The organism is Ruegeria sp. CDSC085 (genome assembly GCF_059610465.1).
Genome location: NZ_JBXWNR010000001.1, coordinates 523,001 through 540,466 on the forward strand (window position 1 = coordinate 523,001; position 17,466 = coordinate 540,466).

The 17,466-nt window shown below is 59.3% G+C and carries 16 protein-coding genes; 5 read left to right on the forward strand and 11 right to left on the reverse strand.

The window, feature by feature from the left end:
• Positions 1-56: 56 nt before the first annotated feature.
• The gene (locus tag AC2FJB_RS02610) at positions 57-1,238 is read left to right on the forward strand and encodes a BaiN/RdsA family NAD(P)/FAD-dependent oxidoreductase (protein ID WP_496719253.1); all 1,182 of its coding nucleotides are present in this window, start codon (positions 57-59) and stop codon (positions 1,236-1,238) included.
• On the opposite strand, the gene AC2FJB_RS02615 is transcribed toward AC2FJB_RS02610, so the two are convergent.
• The 10 genes from AC2FJB_RS02615 to mraZ all read right to left on the reverse strand — a co-directional run bounded on the left by AC2FJB_RS02615 (position 1,235) and on the right by mraZ (position 11,262).
• Positions 1,235-1,609, reverse strand: coding sequence for a glycine zipper family protein (locus AC2FJB_RS02615; protein ID WP_254683773.1), 375 nt, complete (start codon positions 1,607-1,609; stop codon positions 1,235-1,237). The genes AC2FJB_RS02610 and AC2FJB_RS02615 overlap by 4 nt on opposite strands.
• Positions 1,610-1,714: 105 nt before the next feature.
• Complete coding sequence (gene murD / locus AC2FJB_RS02620; RefSeq protein ID WP_496817740.1) at positions 1,715-3,115, reverse strand: UDP-N-acetylmuramoyl-L-alanine--D-glutamate ligase; 1,401 nt, start codon at positions 3,113-3,115, stop codon at positions 1,715-1,717.
• Positions 3,112-3,579, reverse strand: a complete 468-nt coding sequence (locus tag AC2FJB_RS02625) for a hypothetical protein (RefSeq protein WP_496719079.1) — start codon at positions 3,577-3,579, stop codon at positions 3,112-3,114. Before AC2FJB_RS02625 ends, murD begins: the two co-directional genes overlap by 4 nt.
• A gap of 1 nt (position 3,580) precedes the next feature.
• Positions 3,581-4,663 (reverse strand): phospho-N-acetylmuramoyl-pentapeptide-transferase, encoded by a 1,083-nt coding sequence (mraY, locus tag AC2FJB_RS02630; RefSeq protein WP_117868327.1) that lies wholly within the window; start codon positions 4,661-4,663, stop codon positions 3,581-3,583.
• Positions 4,664-4,699: 36 nt separating this feature from the next.
• Complete coding sequence (locus tag AC2FJB_RS02635) at positions 4,700-6,094, reverse strand: UDP-N-acetylmuramoyl-tripeptide--D-alanyl-D-alanine ligase (RefSeq protein WP_496719080.1); 1,395 nt, start codon at positions 6,092-6,094, stop codon at positions 4,700-4,702.
• Positions 6,091-7,590, reverse strand: a complete 1,500-nt coding sequence (locus AC2FJB_RS02640) for a UDP-N-acetylmuramoyl-L-alanyl-D-glutamate--2,6-diaminopimelate ligase (protein ID WP_496719081.1) — start codon at positions 7,588-7,590, stop codon at positions 6,091-6,093. Before AC2FJB_RS02640 ends, AC2FJB_RS02635 begins: the two co-directional genes overlap by 4 nt.
• 22 nt (positions 7,591-7,612) lie before the next feature.
• On the reverse strand, positions 7,613-9,400 hold the full coding sequence (locus tag AC2FJB_RS02645; RefSeq protein ID WP_496719082.1) for a peptidoglycan D,D-transpeptidase FtsI family protein: 1,788 nt from the start codon (positions 9,398-9,400) through the stop codon (positions 7,613-7,615).
• Positions 9,397-9,765 (reverse strand): cell division protein FtsL, encoded by a 369-nt coding sequence (ftsL, locus tag AC2FJB_RS02650; protein WP_117868323.1) that lies wholly within the window; start codon positions 9,763-9,765, stop codon positions 9,397-9,399. Before ftsL ends, AC2FJB_RS02645 begins: the two co-directional genes overlap by 4 nt.
• Positions 9,762-10,754 carry a 16S rRNA (cytosine(1402)-N(4))-methyltransferase RsmH gene (gene rsmH, locus AC2FJB_RS02655; protein ID WP_299894793.1) on the reverse strand — a complete coding sequence of 331 codons (993 nt, stop codon included), beginning with the start codon at positions 10,752-10,754 and terminating at the stop codon, positions 9,762-9,764. The genes ftsL and rsmH overlap by 4 nt, the downstream gene beginning before the upstream one ends.
• Positions 10,755-10,758: 4 nt before the next feature.
• Positions 10,759-11,262 carry a division/cell wall cluster transcriptional repressor MraZ gene (mraZ, locus tag AC2FJB_RS02660; protein ID WP_117868322.1) on the reverse strand — a complete coding sequence of 168 codons (504 nt, stop codon included), beginning with the start codon at positions 11,260-11,262 and terminating at the stop codon, positions 10,759-10,761.
• Positions 11,263-12,224: 962 nt separating this feature from the next.
• Between mraZ and AC2FJB_RS02665 the strand changes: the two genes are divergently transcribed.
• Entirely contained in the window at positions 12,225-12,449 is a 225-nt protein-coding gene (locus AC2FJB_RS02665; RefSeq protein ID WP_496719084.1) for a DUF1127 domain-containing protein, read from the forward strand.
• A 388-nt stretch (positions 12,450-12,837) separates the two neighbouring features.
• Positions 12,838-13,113: a DUF1330 domain-containing protein gene (locus tag AC2FJB_RS02670; RefSeq protein WP_496719169.1), complete on the forward strand. Its 276-nt coding sequence runs from the start codon at positions 12,838-12,840 to the stop codon at positions 13,111-13,113.
• A gap of 4 nt (positions 13,114-13,117) precedes the next feature.
• On the opposite strand, the gene AC2FJB_RS02675 is transcribed toward AC2FJB_RS02670, so the two are convergent.
• The gene (locus AC2FJB_RS02675; protein WP_496719085.1) at positions 13,118-15,511 is read right to left on the reverse strand and encodes an ATP-dependent helicase; all 2,394 of its coding nucleotides are present in this window, start codon (positions 15,509-15,511) and stop codon (positions 13,118-13,120) included.
• A 179-nt stretch (positions 15,512-15,690) separates the two neighbouring features.
• On the opposite strand from AC2FJB_RS02675, the gene AC2FJB_RS02680 reads away from it, so the two are divergent.
• Positions 15,691-16,416 carry a hypothetical protein gene (locus AC2FJB_RS02680; RefSeq protein ID WP_496719086.1) on the forward strand — a complete coding sequence of 242 codons (726 nt, stop codon included), beginning with the start codon at positions 15,691-15,693 and terminating at the stop codon, positions 16,414-16,416.
• A 3-nt stretch (positions 16,417-16,419) separates the two neighbouring features.
• On the forward strand, positions 16,420-17,466 hold the full coding sequence (locus tag AC2FJB_RS02685; protein ID WP_496719087.1) for a sensor domain-containing diguanylate cyclase: 1,047 nt from the start codon (positions 16,420-16,422) through the stop codon (positions 17,464-17,466).

Here is a 17,466-nt window from a genome sequence, read left to right on the forward strand (position 1 = left end):
GCACTACTTCGGCATGAGGCCTTGCCATCCCGATTAATCCACGCCATGCGCAGCACATGACCTACGACACGATAATCCTTGGAGCCGGGGCTGCCGGCATGATGTGTGCGGCCCATTGCGGTGGGCGCGTGCTGGTGATTGATCACGCCAAGGCACCCGGCGAGAAAATCCGCATCTCGGGCGGTGGACGCTGCAATTTCACCAACATGTATGCCGGGCCGGGCAATTTTCTGTCGCAGAACCCGCATTTCTGCAAATCCGCCCTTGCACGGTACACGCAGTGGGATTTCATCGATCTGGTCGGACGTCACAACATTGCCTGGCATGAAAAAACCCTGGGCCAGCTGTTCTGCGATGGCTCTTCGAAACAGATCATCCGGATGTTTCTGGATGAATTGAGCGGTGCAGGAGCAGAGCTGTGGGTTCAAACCTCTCTGCGTGATCTGCGCAAGACCGAAAGCGGCTTTGCACTGGAGGTTGAACGTGAAGGACAGCGGCAGCACCTGACCTGCACCAATCTGGTGCTGGCAACGGGCGGAAAATCGATCCCCAAGATGGGCGCGACCGGGCTGGCCTATGACATTGCCGGGCAATTCGGTCTGCGTATGACCGAAACACGCGCTGCATTGGTGCCATTTACCTTCACGGATGGGCGGTTCAGGGACCTGTCCGGCGTTTCCCTGCCCGTGCGACTGTCGAATGATCGAACCAGCTTTGACGAGGCGCTGCTGTTCACCCATCGCGGCCTCAGCGGACCGTCAGTTTTACAATTGTCGTCATACTGGCGCGAAGGTGAGGCCATCCGGGTGAACCTGATCCCCGATCTGCCCCTGCTTGATCTGTTGCGCGCACAGCGGCAAAGCGCAGGTCGCAAGGCGCTGACCACTGAATTGGCGCGGCATCTGCCGGCCCGGCTGGTCGACTACCTGTGCCGGATCATTCCGATGTCCGGGAAGCTGGCGGATCAGTCAGACGCGAAACTGGCCGAGCTGACCTCGGCCTTGTCTGCGTGGCAACTGGTGCCGTCGGGAACCGAAGGGTATCGCACCGCCGAAGTCACCTTGGGCGGGATCGACACGGATGACTTGTCCTCGAAAACGATGGAGGCCAGGGATGTCCCCGGCCTCTATGCGATTGGTGAAGCGGTGGATGTCACCGGGTGGTTGGGCGGCTACAATTTCCAGTGGGCATGGTCATCAGGCCATGCCGCAGGTATTGCAATTGCCGCCGGGCATTAGCCTACGACGTTATACCCGCGCCCACGCATGCAGTTGCGCACCACGACTTCTTTGTTCTGGTTTTTATTGATGACATCTGCGCCAGCGCCAACCAGGGCACCTGCCACAGCCGCGCGACCAAGATTGTCGCTGCTGTCCTGAACGATCCCAGTAACGGCCGCGGCACCCACTGCGCCAATTGCTGCGTTCCCTGCGGTAGAGCCATCAACGCTGCCCTGCGATGCCGCCAGTTGTTGGCATTGCTGCAGGTCCACGTTGTAGTTCGGACCGACCGGACCGTCCACGATAGGCTGATAGTTGGCACCCGTATTGGTGCAGGCCCCCGCAACAAGAATGGCAGGCAGGATCAGAGAAAGTCTACGAAATGGCATAGTCATAACCTCGTGTTGAGTCTGCAGGCAAGCAAAACCAATAGTGGTGCCGCGTCAAGCTGATAGCATCCAAGTTTGGCCCAGCCGGCGGTCTATTGCAAATGGCTATTCTGTCAGCCTGAGCCTGACCTGCGTTGCAAAATCCTCTCCGCGCCGTTCGAAGTTGTCATACTGGTCGAAACTGGCAGCAGCCGGTGCCAGTAGGACTGTCTCGCCAGGTCGGGCATCCGCCATGGCCTGCTCAACGGCTTCAGACATCGTCGTACAGACCTGCGTATCCGCCTCGAGCTGCATCGCAAAACCAGCCGCTTCGCGTCCGATCACATACGCCTTGATGACCTCGCCCGCCGCCGTGTTCAGGGCTGCGATACCGCCCTCTTTCTCAAGACCACCGCAAATCCATCGGATCTTTTTGAACGCCATAAGCGCCTTCAGGGCGCTGTCGACATTGGTCGCCTTGGAGTCGTTAACATAGGTGACCCCATCCGCCTCGGCGATGATCTGGCTGCGATGCGGTAGACCCGGATAGGAATGCAGCGCGTCTTCGATCACGCGGGGAGCAAGGCCCAGCGACCGGCAGGCCGCGTAGGCCGCGCAAGCATTCTGGTGATTATGCGCACCAGGCAAACCCTTGATCGCGCGGAGGTCGATAGACCCCGCCTGCCGCCCCTTGCGGTATTCCGACAGGAACCCTTTGCGCGCAAAAACCTGCCAGCCCGGCCCGGTCAGTTTCCGCGCGACCGAGACACGGATCACCCGGTCATCCGCAGGCCCTTCGGCCAGTTGCCCCGCCAGAAACGCGCCTTCGGTTTCGTCGACACTGATGATCGCGCGGTCGGGGCCGCCTTCGGCAAAGAGACGCCGCTTGGCCGCGAAATACCCTCCCATGCCGCCATGGCGGCCCAGATGATCGGGCGACAGATTGGTGAAAACCGCCACATCGGGGGTCAGAGCGCGGGCCAGCTCGGTCTGATAGCTGGAAAGCTCCAGCACCACGACCGAACCATCACCGCCCGGATCGATATCCAGAACACCGCGACCTATGTTGCCCGCCAACTGCGCCTCGCGACCGGCCTCGGTCAGAATGTGGTGGATCAGAGCGGCAGTCGTCGATTTGCCGTTCGAGCCCGTCACCGCGATCACCCGAGGCGGGGTGTCATGGTTATGCCATTCCGGCCCTGCGAAAGAGCGGAAGAACAGACCGATATCATTGTCGACGGGCACACCGGCTTCCAGGGCTGCGGCCACCACAGGGTTCGGTTCGGGATAGAGATGCGGAATGCCCGGTGAGACGATCAGCGAGGCGATGTCGTCAAACGCTCCATGCTTGCGCAGGTCGGTGCAGGTGAAGCCTTCTTCCTCGGCGGTTTCACGGGCCGCTGGGTTGTCATCCCAGCAGACCGGTTCTGCCCCGCCTGCGTGCAAGGCGCGGGCTGTGGTCAAGCCGGACCGGCCCAGCCCCAGAACCGCAACTTTCTGTCCTGAAAAGCCTTTGACCGGGATCAAACCTTCGTTCCTTTTTTGCTCCACAACAATACTAACAGAGCAGCAACGATCGTGTAGACAATCAGGATACCCCAAGAAATCGACAACGCGGCCCTGTATCCGTCAAAGAGTGTTACAACCGTAAAGGGCAACAAGATCAATGCGATTCCTAAGGCTATGGCTATTACCCGCAACTGCAGACCCCAACCCAACTTCTCAACAGGTTTGAAGCCTTGATCCTGAGAAATATATTTCAGCCCTCGAAGCGAAATCAGGAGTGCATTGCACAACAAACAATAAATGAACGGTAAAATCACCGTTATTGCCGAGAAAAAGGCTAACCACCTCTTCGCGTTACTCTCCGTTGCAAACAACTCAGCCATGTACCAAACACCCCACGCCAGAATCAATGCGGCAACAAGTGATTGAATTGAATTGGCAACCCATTCAATGTGTGGTCGTAGGTATTCAAGAAAATTGATCACTTCACCGCACCTTCAGCGTCGCCAGACCGATCATCGCCAGGATCAGCGAGATGATCCAGAAGCGGATGACGATGGTCGGCTCGGCCCAGCCTTTTTTCTCATAGTGGTGATGGATCGGGGCCATCAGGAAGACCCGTTTGCCAGTGCGTTTGAAGTAGAGGACCTGAATGATCACGCTCAGCGCTTCGACCACGAACAGACCACCGACCACGGCCAGAACCAGCTCGTGCTTGGTGGCCACGGCAATGGCGCCCAATGCGCCGCCAAGGGCCAGCGATCCGGTATCGCCCATGAACACAGCCGCCGGGGGGGCGTTGTACCACAGGAACCCAAGCCCCGCGCCGAATAGTGCAGAGGTGAAGATGAAGATCTCACCGGTGCCCGGGACGTAATGCACATCGAGATATTCGGTAAAGTCGACCCGACCCACCGCATAGGCGATCACGCCCAGAGTCGAGGCCGCAATCATCGCCGGCATGATGGCCAGCCCGTCCAGACCATCGGTCAGGTTCACCGCGTTGGCCGCGCCCACGATCACGACAATCGAAAACGGGATGTAAAAAATTCCCAGATTGAGCAGCGTATCCTTGAGCACTGGAACCGCAAGCTGGTTCTGCAAGGCTTCGGGATGGTGCAACGTGGCCCAAAGCGAGGCCAGCACGGCGATGATCACGCCCAAAGCCAGACGCATCCGGCCCGAAACCCCTTGGGTGTTCTGTTTTGAAACCTTTGCGTAGTCATCCGCGAAACCGATTGCCGCATATGACAAGGTCACAAAAAGAACCATCCAGACATAAGGGTTGTCCAACCGCGCCCAGACAAGGGTTGACGTGACCAGAGCGCCGACAATCAGCAACCCGCCCATCGTCGGTGTGCCTGCCTTGGAAAAATGCCCTTCGGGGCCGTCGTCACGGATTGGCTGGCCCTTGCCCTGTTTCTTGCGCAGCACGTTGATCAGGGGTTTTCCGAAGATGAACCCAAAGATCAGCGCGGTCATGAAGGCACCGCCTGCGCGGAAGGTGATATACCGGAAGAGGTTCCAGAAATCCCCTCCGTCCGACAGAGCGGTCAACCAGTACAGCATGACAATACCTTTCTCACACGAGGCGCGCGGGCATGTTCACCCATCAAGCGCGCCCCCTTGCCCCATTTTGCGCAGACCGTCAACAATCACGGCCAATGCCATGCTGAGTGAACCCTTGGCGAGCACCGTGTCGCCATCTCGGATCAACGCAGGCAGATGTTCGGCCATTTCGGCGCTTGTTGCGAACCAGAGTCCACGTTTCTTTTCTGGCAGCGCGTGGTACATCGCCTGCATCAACGGCCCGATGCAATGGACCTGATCTACATGCTCCATCGCCTTGATACCTGCCATGGCGGCATGCATGGCCTCTTCCTGGGCGCCCAGTTCCTTCATGTCACCCAAAAACGCAATGCGGCGGATACCGCCAGAGGCGGCCAATACATCCAGAGCAGCCTCCATCGAGGTCGGGTTTGCGTTATAGCTGTCATCCAAAAGTTCGATCCGCCCACCTCCTGACAATGGCAAGCTTTCGCGTACCCCGCGCCCCTTGACGGGCGACCACGCATTCAGGCCCGCGATGGCCTGATCCAGATCGACCCCCAATTCGACGCAGGCCGCCAGTGCGCCAAGAGCGTTCATGGCGAAATGCGTACCGGCAGAGTTCACCTCAAACCGGATCACGTGATCACCAACCTTTGCTTCGGCATTCACTGCGTCGGCTTCTGCCCGAGCATCGGTTAGCCGGTAGTCCGCTGCGTTCCGGCCAAAATCGACAACCCCTGCCCCCTGCTCCACCGCTGTTTGGCGCAAGATGTCCGCGTGGTCGATATCTGCGTTGACGATTGCAGCCCCGTCGGGTTCGAGCCCTTCGAAGATCGCCGCTTTTTCTTGCGCAATGTCGGCCACCGACTCGAAGGCTTCCAGATGCACCGCCGCCACGGTCGTAACCAGCGCCACATGCGGGCGGGCCTGTTTGGCGAGAGGGGCAATTTCACCCGGATGATTCATGCCGATCTCGATCACCGCAAACTCGGTGTCATGTGGCATCCGCGCAAGGGTCAGTGGCACGCCCCAGTGGTTGTTGTAACTGGCGACGCTGGCGTGGGTTTTCCCTTGCGTTTCCAAGATTGTCGCCAGCATTTCCTTGGTCGACGTTTTACCCACACTGCCCGTCACGCCGACCACGCGCGCACCAGTTCGTGCCCGTGCCGCCTGCCCCAACGCTTCAAGACCTGCCTGCACGTCTTGGACGATCAGCAGGGGGGCTCCTACGGGTACATCGTCCGGAACACGGGAAACCAGCGCGGCGCCTGCCCCTTTTTCCAACGCCTGAGCTACGAAATCATGCCCGTCCCGCGCCGCTTTCAGCGCCACGAACAGATCGCCGGGCTGAAGGGTGCGGGTGTCGATGGAAACACCATTTGCCACCCAGTCGATCGTGGCCTGCCCACCGGTCGCTTCAACCGCATCAGATGCTGTCCAGAGCGTCATGCGACCCTCCCGTCCAGTGCTGCCACGGAAATGCTGGCCTGTTCCACATCGTCGAAGGGCAGAACCTGATCCCCCACGATCTGTCCGGATTCATGGCCCTTTCCGGCAATCAGCAGAGCGTCGCCCGGTTGCAACGCATCAATTCCACGCAATATGGCCTCGGCACGGTCGCCGACTTCGGTCACGCTGGCTTTGCCGGCGGCCTCTGAAGCGCCTGCCATCACGGCCGCACGGATCACAGCCGGATCTTCGCTGCGCGGGTTGTCGTCGGTGACAAAGACCACATCAGCGTGGTTGGCTGCCGCCTTGCCCATCAACGGGCGCTTGGTGGCGTCGCGATCCCCGCCCGCGCCAACAATGGCAATCAGACGGCCCATCACATGCGGGCGCAGCGCCTTGAGTGCTGTGGCGACAGCGTCAGGCGTGTGGGCATAGTCCACGAACACCGTCGCGCCATTGTCACGCGTGGCGGCTAGTTGCATCCGCCCGCGAACCGTTGTCAGGTGGGGCAGAGTTTCAAAAACGCGTTCGGGGCCGTCCCCGGCTGCGATGACCAGCCCACAGGCCAGCAGAATGTTTTCGGCCTGAAATCCTCCGATCAGGTTCAGGCGGGTCTGGAACGTATGACCCTGCCACGCAAAGCGCAGGTCTTGCCCCGTCGCGTCGAACCGTTGGTTGATCAGGCACAGATCAGCATCGCCCAGCCCGACCGTGAGCACCGACTGACCACGCGCCTCGGCAATCCGCCTGATCTGAGCCCCTTTAGGGTCGCTCAGGTTGACGACAGCTGTTCCATCCTGCGGCAAAACCCGGTCGAACAGACCGGCCTTTGCGTTGAAATAGGCCTCGAAAGTTTCGTGGTAATCCAGATGATCCTGCGTGAAGTTCGAGAAACCGGCGGCGGTCAGGTGAACGCCATCAAGACGGCGCTGTTCAAGGCCGTGGGACGACGCCTCCATTGCGGCATGGGTCACGCCGTTCTCAGCCGCCTCGGCCAGACAGCGGTGCAAGGTGATCGGCTCGGGCGTGGTATGGGCCAGCGGCGCTGTCCAGGCGCCCTCGACCCCGGTGGTGCCGAGGTTGATGGCGGCATGGCCAAGCTCGGTCCAGATCTGCTGGACAAAGGTGGAAACAGACGTTTTGCCGTTCGTCCCCGTGACGGCCACGATGGTTTGCGGCTGCGCCCCGAACCACAGCGCCGCGGCACCGGCCAGCGCCTGACGCGGGTCTTCCACCACGACCAGCGCTGCGTCTGAGGCTGCCAGCTCGGCCTCGGCGATCTCTGCCCCTCTGGCATCGGTCAGGATCGCAGCGGCCCCCATGCGCAGGGCAAACTGGATGAACTCTCCGCCATGAACGCGGGAACCGGGCAGCGCGGCAAACAGAAAACCGTCTTTCACCTCGCGGCTGTCAACGGCCAGACCAGTGATATCTGGGTTTGCGCCCTCTCTTGCGGTCAGGGCCAGCTGGCTGAGTTTCTTCGTCCTTGTGCCCATGACCCACCTCTTGCCGGACAGCCTAGTTTGAGGTCAGCGTTATAGCAGCGCCCGCCTCAGGCTCAAGCCGGGGACGTAGCCCCAACAACGGTGCGACGCGACCGATGAGTTCGGCGGCAACAGGCACCGCAGTCCAACCGGCCGTGCGACGCTTTTCACCGTAGGCCACGATCGAAGGCTCGTCCAACGTGACGATCAGAACGTATTGCGGGTCGTAGGCCGGGAAGATCGTCGCAAAGGTGGCAATGACCTTGTCGTCGTAATACCCGCCGCGCGGTTTGGGCTTGTCGGCCGTACCGGTTTTGCCCGCCACGTCATAGCCATTGACCTCGGCGAAACTGGCGGTGCCGTCCGTTACCACCTTGCGCAGCATTTTCTGCGCCTGACGCGCGGTGTCCTGTGACATGACACGAGGCCCGTATTGCGAGCCGTTCTGGCGCAGGATGGTCGGACTTACGTAATGCCCGCCATTGGCAATCGCCGCATATCCGGCGGCCAGATGCATCGGACTGGTCGACAGGCCATGGCCATAGGAAATTGTCACGGTGCTGAGCTCGCCCCATTTCTTCGGCTTCAGCGGCACGCCGCCCTTGGCCTCGACAATCTCGAAAGGGGTCGGATCGAACATGCCAAGCGCGTCCAGAAACTCCTGCTGCCGTTTGGCCCCGATTTGCAAAGCCAAACGCCCCGTGCCACGGTTCGAGCTGTGGACGATCACATCCGCCACGCTGATCTTGCCGTAGTTCTTGCCGTTGAATTCGCCGATGGGAAAGCGGCCGATCTTCATCGGCCCGGACGTATCGATGGTGGTGTTCGAATTCACCAATCCAAGTTCAACGGCCTGCGCGGCGGTGAAAATCTTGAAAACGGACCCCAGTTCGTACACGCCTTGCACATAACGGTTGAACAGCGGGCTGTCCGAGGGGTCAAAGCCCGAGGTCGGCGGGCGCGGACGGTCATTCGGATCAAAAGAAGGTAGCGAAGCAGCTGAAATGACCTCGCCCGTATGCGCGTTCATCAGAACGGCCGAGGCCCCCTTGGCATTCATGATCTTCATGCCGCCATAGAGAACCTGTTCAACTGCGGCCTGAATGGTCAGGTCCAGCGACAGTTGCAGAGGCTTGTTGCCATTGGCCGGATCGCGCAGATAGTCGTCGAACTGCTTTTCCACACCGGCCACGCCGATCACTTCGGCGGCGCTGACGCCTTCACGCCCAAAACCGGACCCGCCCAGGATATGAGCGGCCAGCCGCCCGTTGGGGTAAAGCCGCATTTCTCGCGGGCCGAACAGGATGCCCGGATCGCCGATGTCATGCACGGCCTGCTTCTGCTCGGGCGAAATGCGTTTCTTGATCCACAGGAATTTGCGATTGCTGGTGAAGTCTTTGATCAGCCGCTCTTTGTCCAGATCAGGAAAGATCGCGACCAGCTGGTCCGCGGCCGCCCCGGGGTCGATCATCAGAGGGGGCTGCGCGTAGACGGAATAAGTGTCCAGATTGGTGGCCAGTATGCGCCCTTCGCGATCGACGATATTGGCGCGCTGCATGGCAATCGCCGCCCCCGGCGCGCTGGCCAGTGGCTCTTGTGCTTCTGAGGTTGCCAACATGCCCATGCGGACACCAACGACTGAAAAAGCGCAGAAGAAGAACAGACCAAGCACCAGCAAACGCCCTTCGGCGCGGGCGCGGGCGCGATCTTTCATCTCTTCGTGACGCTTGCGGATGTTCTCACGTTCGATTGCCTTGGGGTTTTCGCCCCGGGCGCGGGCATCAAGGATTCGGGCCAGGGGGCGCAAAGGGGTGCGTGTCATGGAATCTGCACCTCGCCCAAAGCCTGAATATCGGTGATGGCCTGCAATTCAATCGGATCAACCACGGGCAGGTCCGGGTCTTCGGCATAGGCGATCTGATCCGCACGTCCGAACTGTTCGGCCCGCAAAGGCAGCAGGCCAAGGCGCTCAAAGTTCAGGTCGGCCAGTTCGCGCAGCCTGTCCGGGCGGTTCAGATAGGCCCATTCCGCGTCCAGAACGGCCAGCCGCACCTGTGCCATTCCGATCTCGCGCTGCAAAGACTGCGTTTCCTTTACCACTTGTTGGGTTCGGTAGTTTTCCTGATAGGCCCACAAGGCAAGGCCGAATACGGACAGAGCAGTCAACACATACAAAACACTCTTCATCTTGCCCTTCCCCCCAGTTGCGGCATCCCGATGGCCCGCGATTCGATTTCCCCCGCCGGAGCCTCTGTTCGTATTGCCACGCGCAGTTTGGCTGACCGTGCACGCGGGTTTTCCCGCAATTCCTGTTCGTCAGGACCCACCGCCTTGCGGGTTTTCAACGTGAATTGGGGCTGTTCCTGTTCAATTTCCGGCGCATAGCGGTTCGCACGCCCCGTCTTGCCTGCGCGGGACTGAAAGAACCGTTTCACCATCCGGTCTTCGATGGAGTGGAATGTGACAACAGCCAGTTGCCCGCCAGGCTTCAATGCGCGCTCAGCGGCCATCAACCCCTGAAACAGTTCTTCATATTCTGCATTCACGGCGATCCGCAGCCCTTGAAAGCTGCGCGTGGCCGGGTGGGATTGCCCCGGTTTCGGACGTGGCAGGCAGGATTCGATGATCTCGGCCAGACGCAGGGTCGTGGTGATCGGCTCTTCCGCGCGGGCTTTGACAATCGCCTTGGCAATCCGTCGGCTGGCGCGTTCTTCACCATAGTGGAACAGGATGTCGGCCAGCTGCGCCTCGGTTGCGGTGCTGACCAGATCGGCGGCACTTTCGCCCTCCTGGCTCATGCGCATGTCCAAGGGGCCATCCTTCATGAAGGAAAATCCACGGTCGGCCTGATCCAATTGCATTGAGGAAACGCCAAGGTCCAGCACAATGCCATCCAGATCCTGCGCATATTCGTCCAAACGAGAAAACACACCGGGCTGCATCACCAGCCGGTCGCCATAGGCGCCCGCCCATTCTGACGCCATATCAAAAGCCAGCGGATCACGATCAACACCGATGACCTTGTCTGCCCCGGCCTCCAGCAATCCGCGGGTGTACCCGCCTGCGCCGAAGGTGCCGTCCAGCCAGACGCCGGACACAGGTGCGACTGCGGCCAGCAGGGGGCGCAACAGAACGGGAACGTGAGGTTTGTCGGAGGAGATCTCAGCGCCGGCCATGCCGTTACGCATCCTCGGTGCCATCAAGGAACTGCATAGGATCGAAGTCCTCTGGCAGATCGTTAATCCATTCTTCGGTTTTGGCCAGCTCCTCGACTTCGTAGGTCTCGGGCTTCCAGATCTGAAATGTATCACCGGCGGCGATAAAGAACGCCTCACCTTCAAGGCCGATCTTGTTGCGCAGCTTGGCAGGCAACACCAGACGCCCGGTTTCATCCACATTTGTCGGAAAGGACTGACCATGGAACATGCGCTGCAACATTCGGCGCTGCATTGACCCGCGCGGCAAGGCATCAATCTTGGCATCAACCTCGTCAATGGCCTGCATGGTATAGCATTCAAGGAATTTGCGGCGATGATCGCCGTAGACGATCACAAGCTCTGGATTGTCTCCGGGCTGCCAGTTGGGATCGGACGCTTCAAGCACACGGCGAAACGAGGCCGGGATCGAGACCCTGCCCTTCGTGTCCACCTTATGGTGGCTTTCACCTCTAAACCTGCGCGCCAAGACGACTGTCCCTTTCGCTTGCGCCCCACTTGAAATTCACGTTCCCCCGGATGAAAAACGGCGGGTTGATCTGCTGCCACTGATCAACCCGCCGCATTGACCCGCTTCGCGGGATGTCCAGCTGCACGCGCCACCTGGGGGGATGTCTGCTCGCCCGCGCGCCGGATCTCTTGATTGATGAAAGCGAGATGCCTGTATGAAACCTGATTATTTTTGGTCGGGGTCGTTTGGTGCCCCTGCTGCCTCGTCCTCATCGGATGTACAAGGGATGCCATGGGAATTCATGGAAATCAACAGGAATTTTACGAACCGCACCCCATGAAACACACTCAAGACACAGTATCACTCTAAAATCGGAACGTAATGACACCACTTGTGGAAGAATACGACGACCCAACCTCTATATATAGATAATTTGAGGCGTAAAACTTTTTTCCCATGATTTCCCGAAATAATTTGAAATCCGCCGCGAAGGGTGGAAATACTGCGTGTCCTTGTGCTGCGGCCTCACAGAATCGTTCGAAGTTCGTGCGCGTTTTCGGCGACATGAGCCCTCGGAAACCACACCTGCCCATGAATTCCCGCGGATCTCCGGCTGCACGCGCCGCAACCTGAAACCGGCAAACTGAGCTTCAGGGGCTGGTGAAGCGCCACGCTTCGCCTTGCCGCTTCTCTCACGGGAGCTACCCGAGTTGTTTATTCGCCCAAATTCCAGCCAACACCGCTCAATTAGAGGGCAAGCCGCCAGAAGGCCATGTTTGCGCCATCACCAGTGACCCAGGGTAATGCCCAATTTTTCAAGGCGCATTTCCAGTCGAGGCAAAAAACTGAACCAATCTATGCGCTTGCTGCATAGCAGCATTGACGACGCGACCTATTGTGCAATTGCAGCATTTGCCTATTTTCAATCTCAAGCAAGGGCCGAACGTTATCGGCAAAGCAAATAGACACGGATGATGAGCATGGCAGTCGCAAGCACACATACAGCACCCAAGAGCGCACCGGCGTTCGGAATCGCAGCCATGGTGGAGAACGCTAAGACGCGCTTTACCCGCTATCGTATGTATCGCCAGACCGTCAATGAACTGGCAGGGCTGTCGGATCGTGAACTGGCCGATCTGGGCCTGCATCGGTCCATGATCCGCCGGGTGGCCATGCAGGCCGCCAACGATCACATCGCGCAATAAGCGCGCCACGAATACTGAGATCAGGCCCTTACTCCTCCCTTAGGGTCTGTAATCAGCGGCAACGTCTTTCCTCCTCCCTGACGTTGCCGCACCCTATACCGGCCCCAACCCGCCGGATCCTGATACATCGGGGCTCTCCTCCTCCCTGCCTCGATGTTGAAAGCGCGCGGCGACGTCTTCCTCCTCCCTGACGTCGCCGCGTCTTCCTCATACCGGGCTCAAACCCGGGCACGAATACATCGGGGCTCTCCTCCTCCCTGCTCTGATGTTGACAAGACGGCGGTTCCCCTCCTCCTCCCTGGGAACCGCCGTTTTTTTTATTTTTCGAGCAGGGGTGTAAAACAGCGTCCTGATTTCTGATCCGGAGGACGTTATAGCAGCCTATTTCATCACGCAGATCGACATCCACGACCCGGACGGGCATCAGGATTATCTGGCTGGCTTCATGCCGATTTTCGACCGCCACAGAGGCCGCTTGCTGACAATCTCATCCAAACCGGTCGAACGGATCGAAGGCGTTTGGCCCGACGGCGGGATTGTATTGATGGAGTTTCCGGACCTTGCGGCGGCGAAAGCCTGGAAAGACGACCCGGAATACATCGAACTGGCTAAGATCTGGCAGGCCACCGCCGCAACCAATCTGATTCTGGTCGAAGGGATATGACGCCTCAGAACGGGACGTCATCCTTGTTGCTCAGAAAACGCGAGACCACTTTCTTGGTGCCGGCCTTGTCGAAGTCGACCTCGACCTTGTCACCCTCGATCCCGATCACCGCACCATAGCCGAATTTCTGGTGGAACACCCGTTCGCCCAGTGTGAAACTGGCCACTGCGGTGGCGTCGATGACCGTGTTCCGGCTTTCTTTGGGTTGCGACATGCCATGCTGCCCCTGCCGCGCCTGCAACCGCCTCCAGCCCGGCGAGTTGTAGACATTGGCTTCGACCGCACGCGTTTCAATGCCCGCAGTGTGCTGACCGCCACCATAAAGACCCGGAGGAGTCAGCACCTCAACGTGATCTTCCGGCAATTCGTCGATGAACCGGGATGGCATGGAGTTCTGCCACTGCCCGAACACCCGCCGGTTGGCGGCAAAAGAAATCGTGCACACCTCCTCGGCACGGGTGATGCCAACATAGGCCAGGCGACGTTCCTCCTCGAGCCCCTTGAGGCCGGATTCGTCCATTGACCGTTGCGAGGGGAACAACCCGTCCTCCCATCCCGACAGGAAGACGGCGGGAAACTCCAGCCCCTTGGCCGCGTGAAGGGTCATGATCGAGACCTTGGCCCCGTCGCTGTCCTGCTCGTTGTCCATCACCAGACTGACATGCTCCAGAAACCCTTGCAGGTTCTCGAAATTGTCCAGCTGATTGACCAGTTCCTTTAGGTTTTCAAGGCGCCCCGGAGCTTCGGGCGTCTTGTCGTTCTGCCAATGGGCCGTATAACCGGATTCGTCGAGGATGATCTGCGCCAGCTCGATATGCGTGTGTTCGGGCGCACCGAACCGCATGGGTGAACCGTCATCGATCACGGACTCGTCGTCCACTTCAATCCGTGGTCCACGCGTCATCGCATTCCAACGCGCCAGACCGTCGATGAACTCGCGCAGCGCCTTGCCGCCCTTGCCCTTGATCAGCCCATTGTCGACTGAAATCCGCGCGCCGTCGATCAGAGACACCCCGTTCTCACGCGCTGTCATCTGAATTGTCTGCTGCGCCTTGTCACCAAGTCCGCGTTTTGGCGTGTTCACGATTCTCTCGAACGCCAGATCATCCTCGGGGCTGACCACAAGCCGGAAATAGGCCATGGCATCGCGGATCTCCATCCGTTCATAGAATCGGGGGCCGCCGATCACCTTGTAGGGCAGACCGATGGTCAGGAACCGGTCCTCGAAGGCCCGCATCTGGTGCGAGGCTCGGACGAGGATGGCGATCTCGTCGAGGTTCATAGGGCGAATACCCCGCGTACCGCCCTGCATCGCGTCAATCTCCTCGCCGATCCAGCGGGCCTCTTCCTCACCATCCCAATGGCCTATCAGGTTGACCTTGTGGCCTTCCTCGGCATCGGTCCAGAGCTCTTTGCCCAGACGGTTTTCATTGCCCCGAATGACGTTCGACGCAGCCGCCAGAATATGCGGGGTCGAGCGATAGTTCTGTTCCAGTCGCACCACATACGCGCCGGGAAAGTCCTTTTCGAAGCGCAGGATGTTGCCCACCTCGGCCCCGCGCCAGCCATAGATCGACTGATCGTCATCGCCGACGCAACAGATGTTCTTGTGCCCCCCGGCCAGCAGGCGCAGCCACAGATATTGGGCGACGTTGGTGTCCTGATACTCATCCACGAGGATATAACGGAACCAGCGTTGGTATTGCTCCAGAACATCCTGATGGGTCTGGAAGATCGTAACCATGTGCAGAAGCAGATCGCCGAAGTCCACCGCATTCAGCTCGCGCAAGCGGGTCTGGTATTGAGCGTAAAGCTCGACGCCCTTGTTGTTGTAGGTCCCGACATCGGCAGTGGGCACCTTGTCAGGTGTCAGAGCGCGGTTCTTCCAGTCGTCGATGATGCCGGCCAGCATCCGCGCGGGCCAGCGCTTGTCGTCGATATTGGCGGCCTGCACCAATTGCTTGAGCAGGCGAATCTGGTCGTCCTTATCCAGAATGGTGAAGTTCGATTTCAGATCGACCAGTTCCGCATGGCGGCGCAGCAGTTTGACGCAGATCGAATGAAACGTACCCAGCCATGGCATCCCCTCGGCGGGCTGTCCCAGCAGGCGGCCAACCCGTTCTTTCATCTCGCGCGCGGCCTTGTTGGTGAACGTGACCGACAGAATCTCATTCGGACGCGCGCGCGCAGTGTTGAGAAGATGTGCGATCCGAGCCGTCAGCGCCTTGGTCTTGCCGGTGCCAGCCCCGGCCAGCATCAGAACCGGACCGTCCAGCCGCTCGACAGCATCGCGCTGTGCCGGGTTCAGCTCATCCAGATAGGGCGAAGGGCGCGCAGCCATTGCCCGCGTCGACAGCGATGCGCCCTCGAAGGCGTCCATTTCGTCAAAACTGCTCATTGCCCCAAACTACGCTGGAAAAGCGCGAAGGGAAAGGGTTTGTTCACGGCTTGTTCGCAGACTTTTCGCACTTCTTTTTACATTTAATTCTAAACAAAGACGCCATAGCCCTGCGCCCCTGTTAACTCTCTGTCAAATCCAGACTGGGATGCTTGTCAGAGTGTTGTGGGAGCGGACATATGAAACAGGCGGAACTGACAGGTCAGTCCACGAGGCTTAAAATGATGGGCGTGGCCCTGATGCTGCTCGCGCTGACGGCAGCAGCGGGCTGGGGGATCTATGCCGCCCCGGCGCCAGTGGTTGATCGCATGCTGGAAGCAGACCTGCGAAAAAACGCGATGCGGATGAGCCGCCAGATCGAAAGCCATCTGAACGATCTTGGCCAGACATTCCGTTTTCACGCACTGACCGAGCATGACCAGGTGTTTTTGGAGCTACTGCCCGAAACCACGGACATTTACCGCTTCAAGCTGTTTGATGCTTCGGGGCAAGTGTTCTGGTCGACCCGTGCAAGCGACGTCGGGTTCGTGAATACGAAACCCTATTTCCAGTCGATCGTCGCCGCCGGGGGTCTTTATTACAAACACGAAGAGAAGCCGATTGCCGAAGTTGATTCCTTTGTTGTCGGCGATTCCCGGGATACGGAACTGAGCAGCCGCCATGTGGCCGAGGTCTACACGCCGATCATCAAGGATGCGACGTTCCTGGGCGCCATCGAGTTCTATTCTGACATTACGGACCTGCGGAACCTGTTCATCACCCGTGTTCGCCTGTCCCTGGCGCTGCTCAGCGGGATAGCCCTGCTGGCGCTGACGACAGTTATCCTGATTGTTCATCGTACCAATCGTCGACAGGTTCGCGATCTGCGCAAACGGGCCATAAAAGAGCGGGAACTGATGGACTAACAGATGCGCCTTGCCCGCGAGGTCCGCCTGCTGGGTGAATTGAACGAATGGCTGCAATCAAGCCGATCGCTGGATGAACTGTTCGACATGGTGTCTCGCTTCATGACCCATATCCTGCCAGAGGCCGAAGGCAGTGTGTATGTCTACTCCAACTCACGCGACGTGCTGGATGGCTGCGCAAGCTGGAACGGTGGAACTCATAAATCTCACATTCATCCCGAAGGATGCTGGGGCTTGCGACGCGGCCGGACCTATGAGTTCGGCGCATCCGAGATTGATTTTGTCTGCGAACACGCCGAACCGCATGACGGTCGGCCCTATTTCTGCTTTCCCATTCTAGCCCATGGGGAAACCGTTGGCCTCTTGCATCTTCGGGCACTTGAGGGGCGCGAAGACTGCTTCAACAAGAGCCGCAAGTTGGCCCAATTGTGCGCCGAACAGATCAGTATGGCGATCGCCAATGTCCGGATGCGGGATCAACTTCATGACCAATCGGTACGAGACCCGCTGACCGGGCTGTTCAATCGCCGCCATATGACCGAGATGCTGCGCAAGTCCATCAGCCGCAGCCAGCAGACGGGCGCTGCACTAAGCCTGATCGCAGTGGACGTGGATCACTTCAAGAAGTTCAACGATACTCACGGGCATGATGCTGGCGACATGGTATTGCGCGCAGTCGGCGCCGCCTTGGAGCAAGGTTGCGACCGGGACGAAGTCGCCTGCCGCATCGGTGGTGAGGAGTTTATGCTGATCCTGCCTGACAACAGCCCCGAAGATGCCATGACCCGCGCCGAACAGCTGCGCCAGGCGGTCGAGGCTGTATCCGTACGGTATGGTGAGAAGGCATTGCCGCGCATTACGATATCGCTTGGGGTCGCACATTACCCGGCCCACGGCACCATGCCGCAGGACCTGCTGCGCGCGGCCGATGATGCGCTTTATGTCGCCAAGGACAAGGGCCGCAACCAAGTGCATGTCTCAAGTGGCACCAAGAACCAGGCCCAACGTACGTCACCTGAAAGCCAGCAACCATCTAAGGATGCAGCTTAA

What these genes read in the sequence shown, in the direction of transcription:
- AC2FJB_RS02685 (WP_496719087.1), top strand. Translation starts at nt 16,420, where the DNA reads ATGCGCCTTGCCCGCGAGGTCCGCCTGCTGGGTGAATTGAACGAATGG.
- AC2FJB_RS02675 (WP_496719085.1), bottom strand. Translation starts at nt 15,511, where the DNA reads ATGAGCAGTTTTGACGAAATGGACGCCTTCGAGGGCGCATCGCTGTCG.
- rsmH (WP_299894793.1), bottom strand. Translation starts at nt 10,754, where the DNA reads ATGGCCGGCGCTGAGATCTCCTCCGACAAACCTCACGTTCCCGTTCTG.
- AC2FJB_RS02640 (WP_496719081.1), bottom strand. Translation starts at nt 7,590, where the DNA reads ATGGGCACAAGGACGAAGAAACTCAGCCAGCTGGCCCTGACCGCAAGA.
- ftsL (WP_117868323.1), bottom strand. Translation starts at nt 9,765, where the DNA reads ATGAAGAGTGTTTTGTATGTGTTGACTGCTCTGTCCGTATTCGGCCTT.
- mraY (WP_117868327.1), bottom strand. Translation starts at nt 4,663, where the DNA reads ATGCTGTACTGGTTGACCGCTCTGTCGGACGGAGGGGATTTCTGGAAC.
- AC2FJB_RS02635 (WP_496719080.1), bottom strand. Translation starts at nt 6,094, where the DNA reads ATGACGCTCTGGACAGCATCTGATGCGGTTGAAGCGACCGGTGGGCAG.
- AC2FJB_RS02665 (WP_496719084.1), top strand. Translation starts at nt 12,225, where the DNA reads ATGGCAGTCGCAAGCACACATACAGCACCCAAGAGCGCACCGGCGTTC.
- AC2FJB_RS02615 (WP_254683773.1), bottom strand. Translation starts at nt 1,609, where the DNA reads ATGCCATTTCGTAGACTTTCTCTGATCCTGCCTGCCATTCTTGTTGCG.
- AC2FJB_RS02680 (WP_496719086.1), top strand. Translation starts at nt 15,691, where the DNA reads ATGAAACAGGCGGAACTGACAGGTCAGTCCACGAGGCTTAAAATGATG.
- AC2FJB_RS02610 (WP_496719253.1), top strand. Translation starts at nt 57, where the DNA reads ATGACCTACGACACGATAATCCTTGGAGCCGGGGCTGCCGGCATGATG.
- AC2FJB_RS02645 (WP_496719082.1), bottom strand. Translation starts at nt 9,400, where the DNA reads ATGACACGCACCCCTTTGCGCCCCCTGGCCCGAATCCTTGATGCCCGC.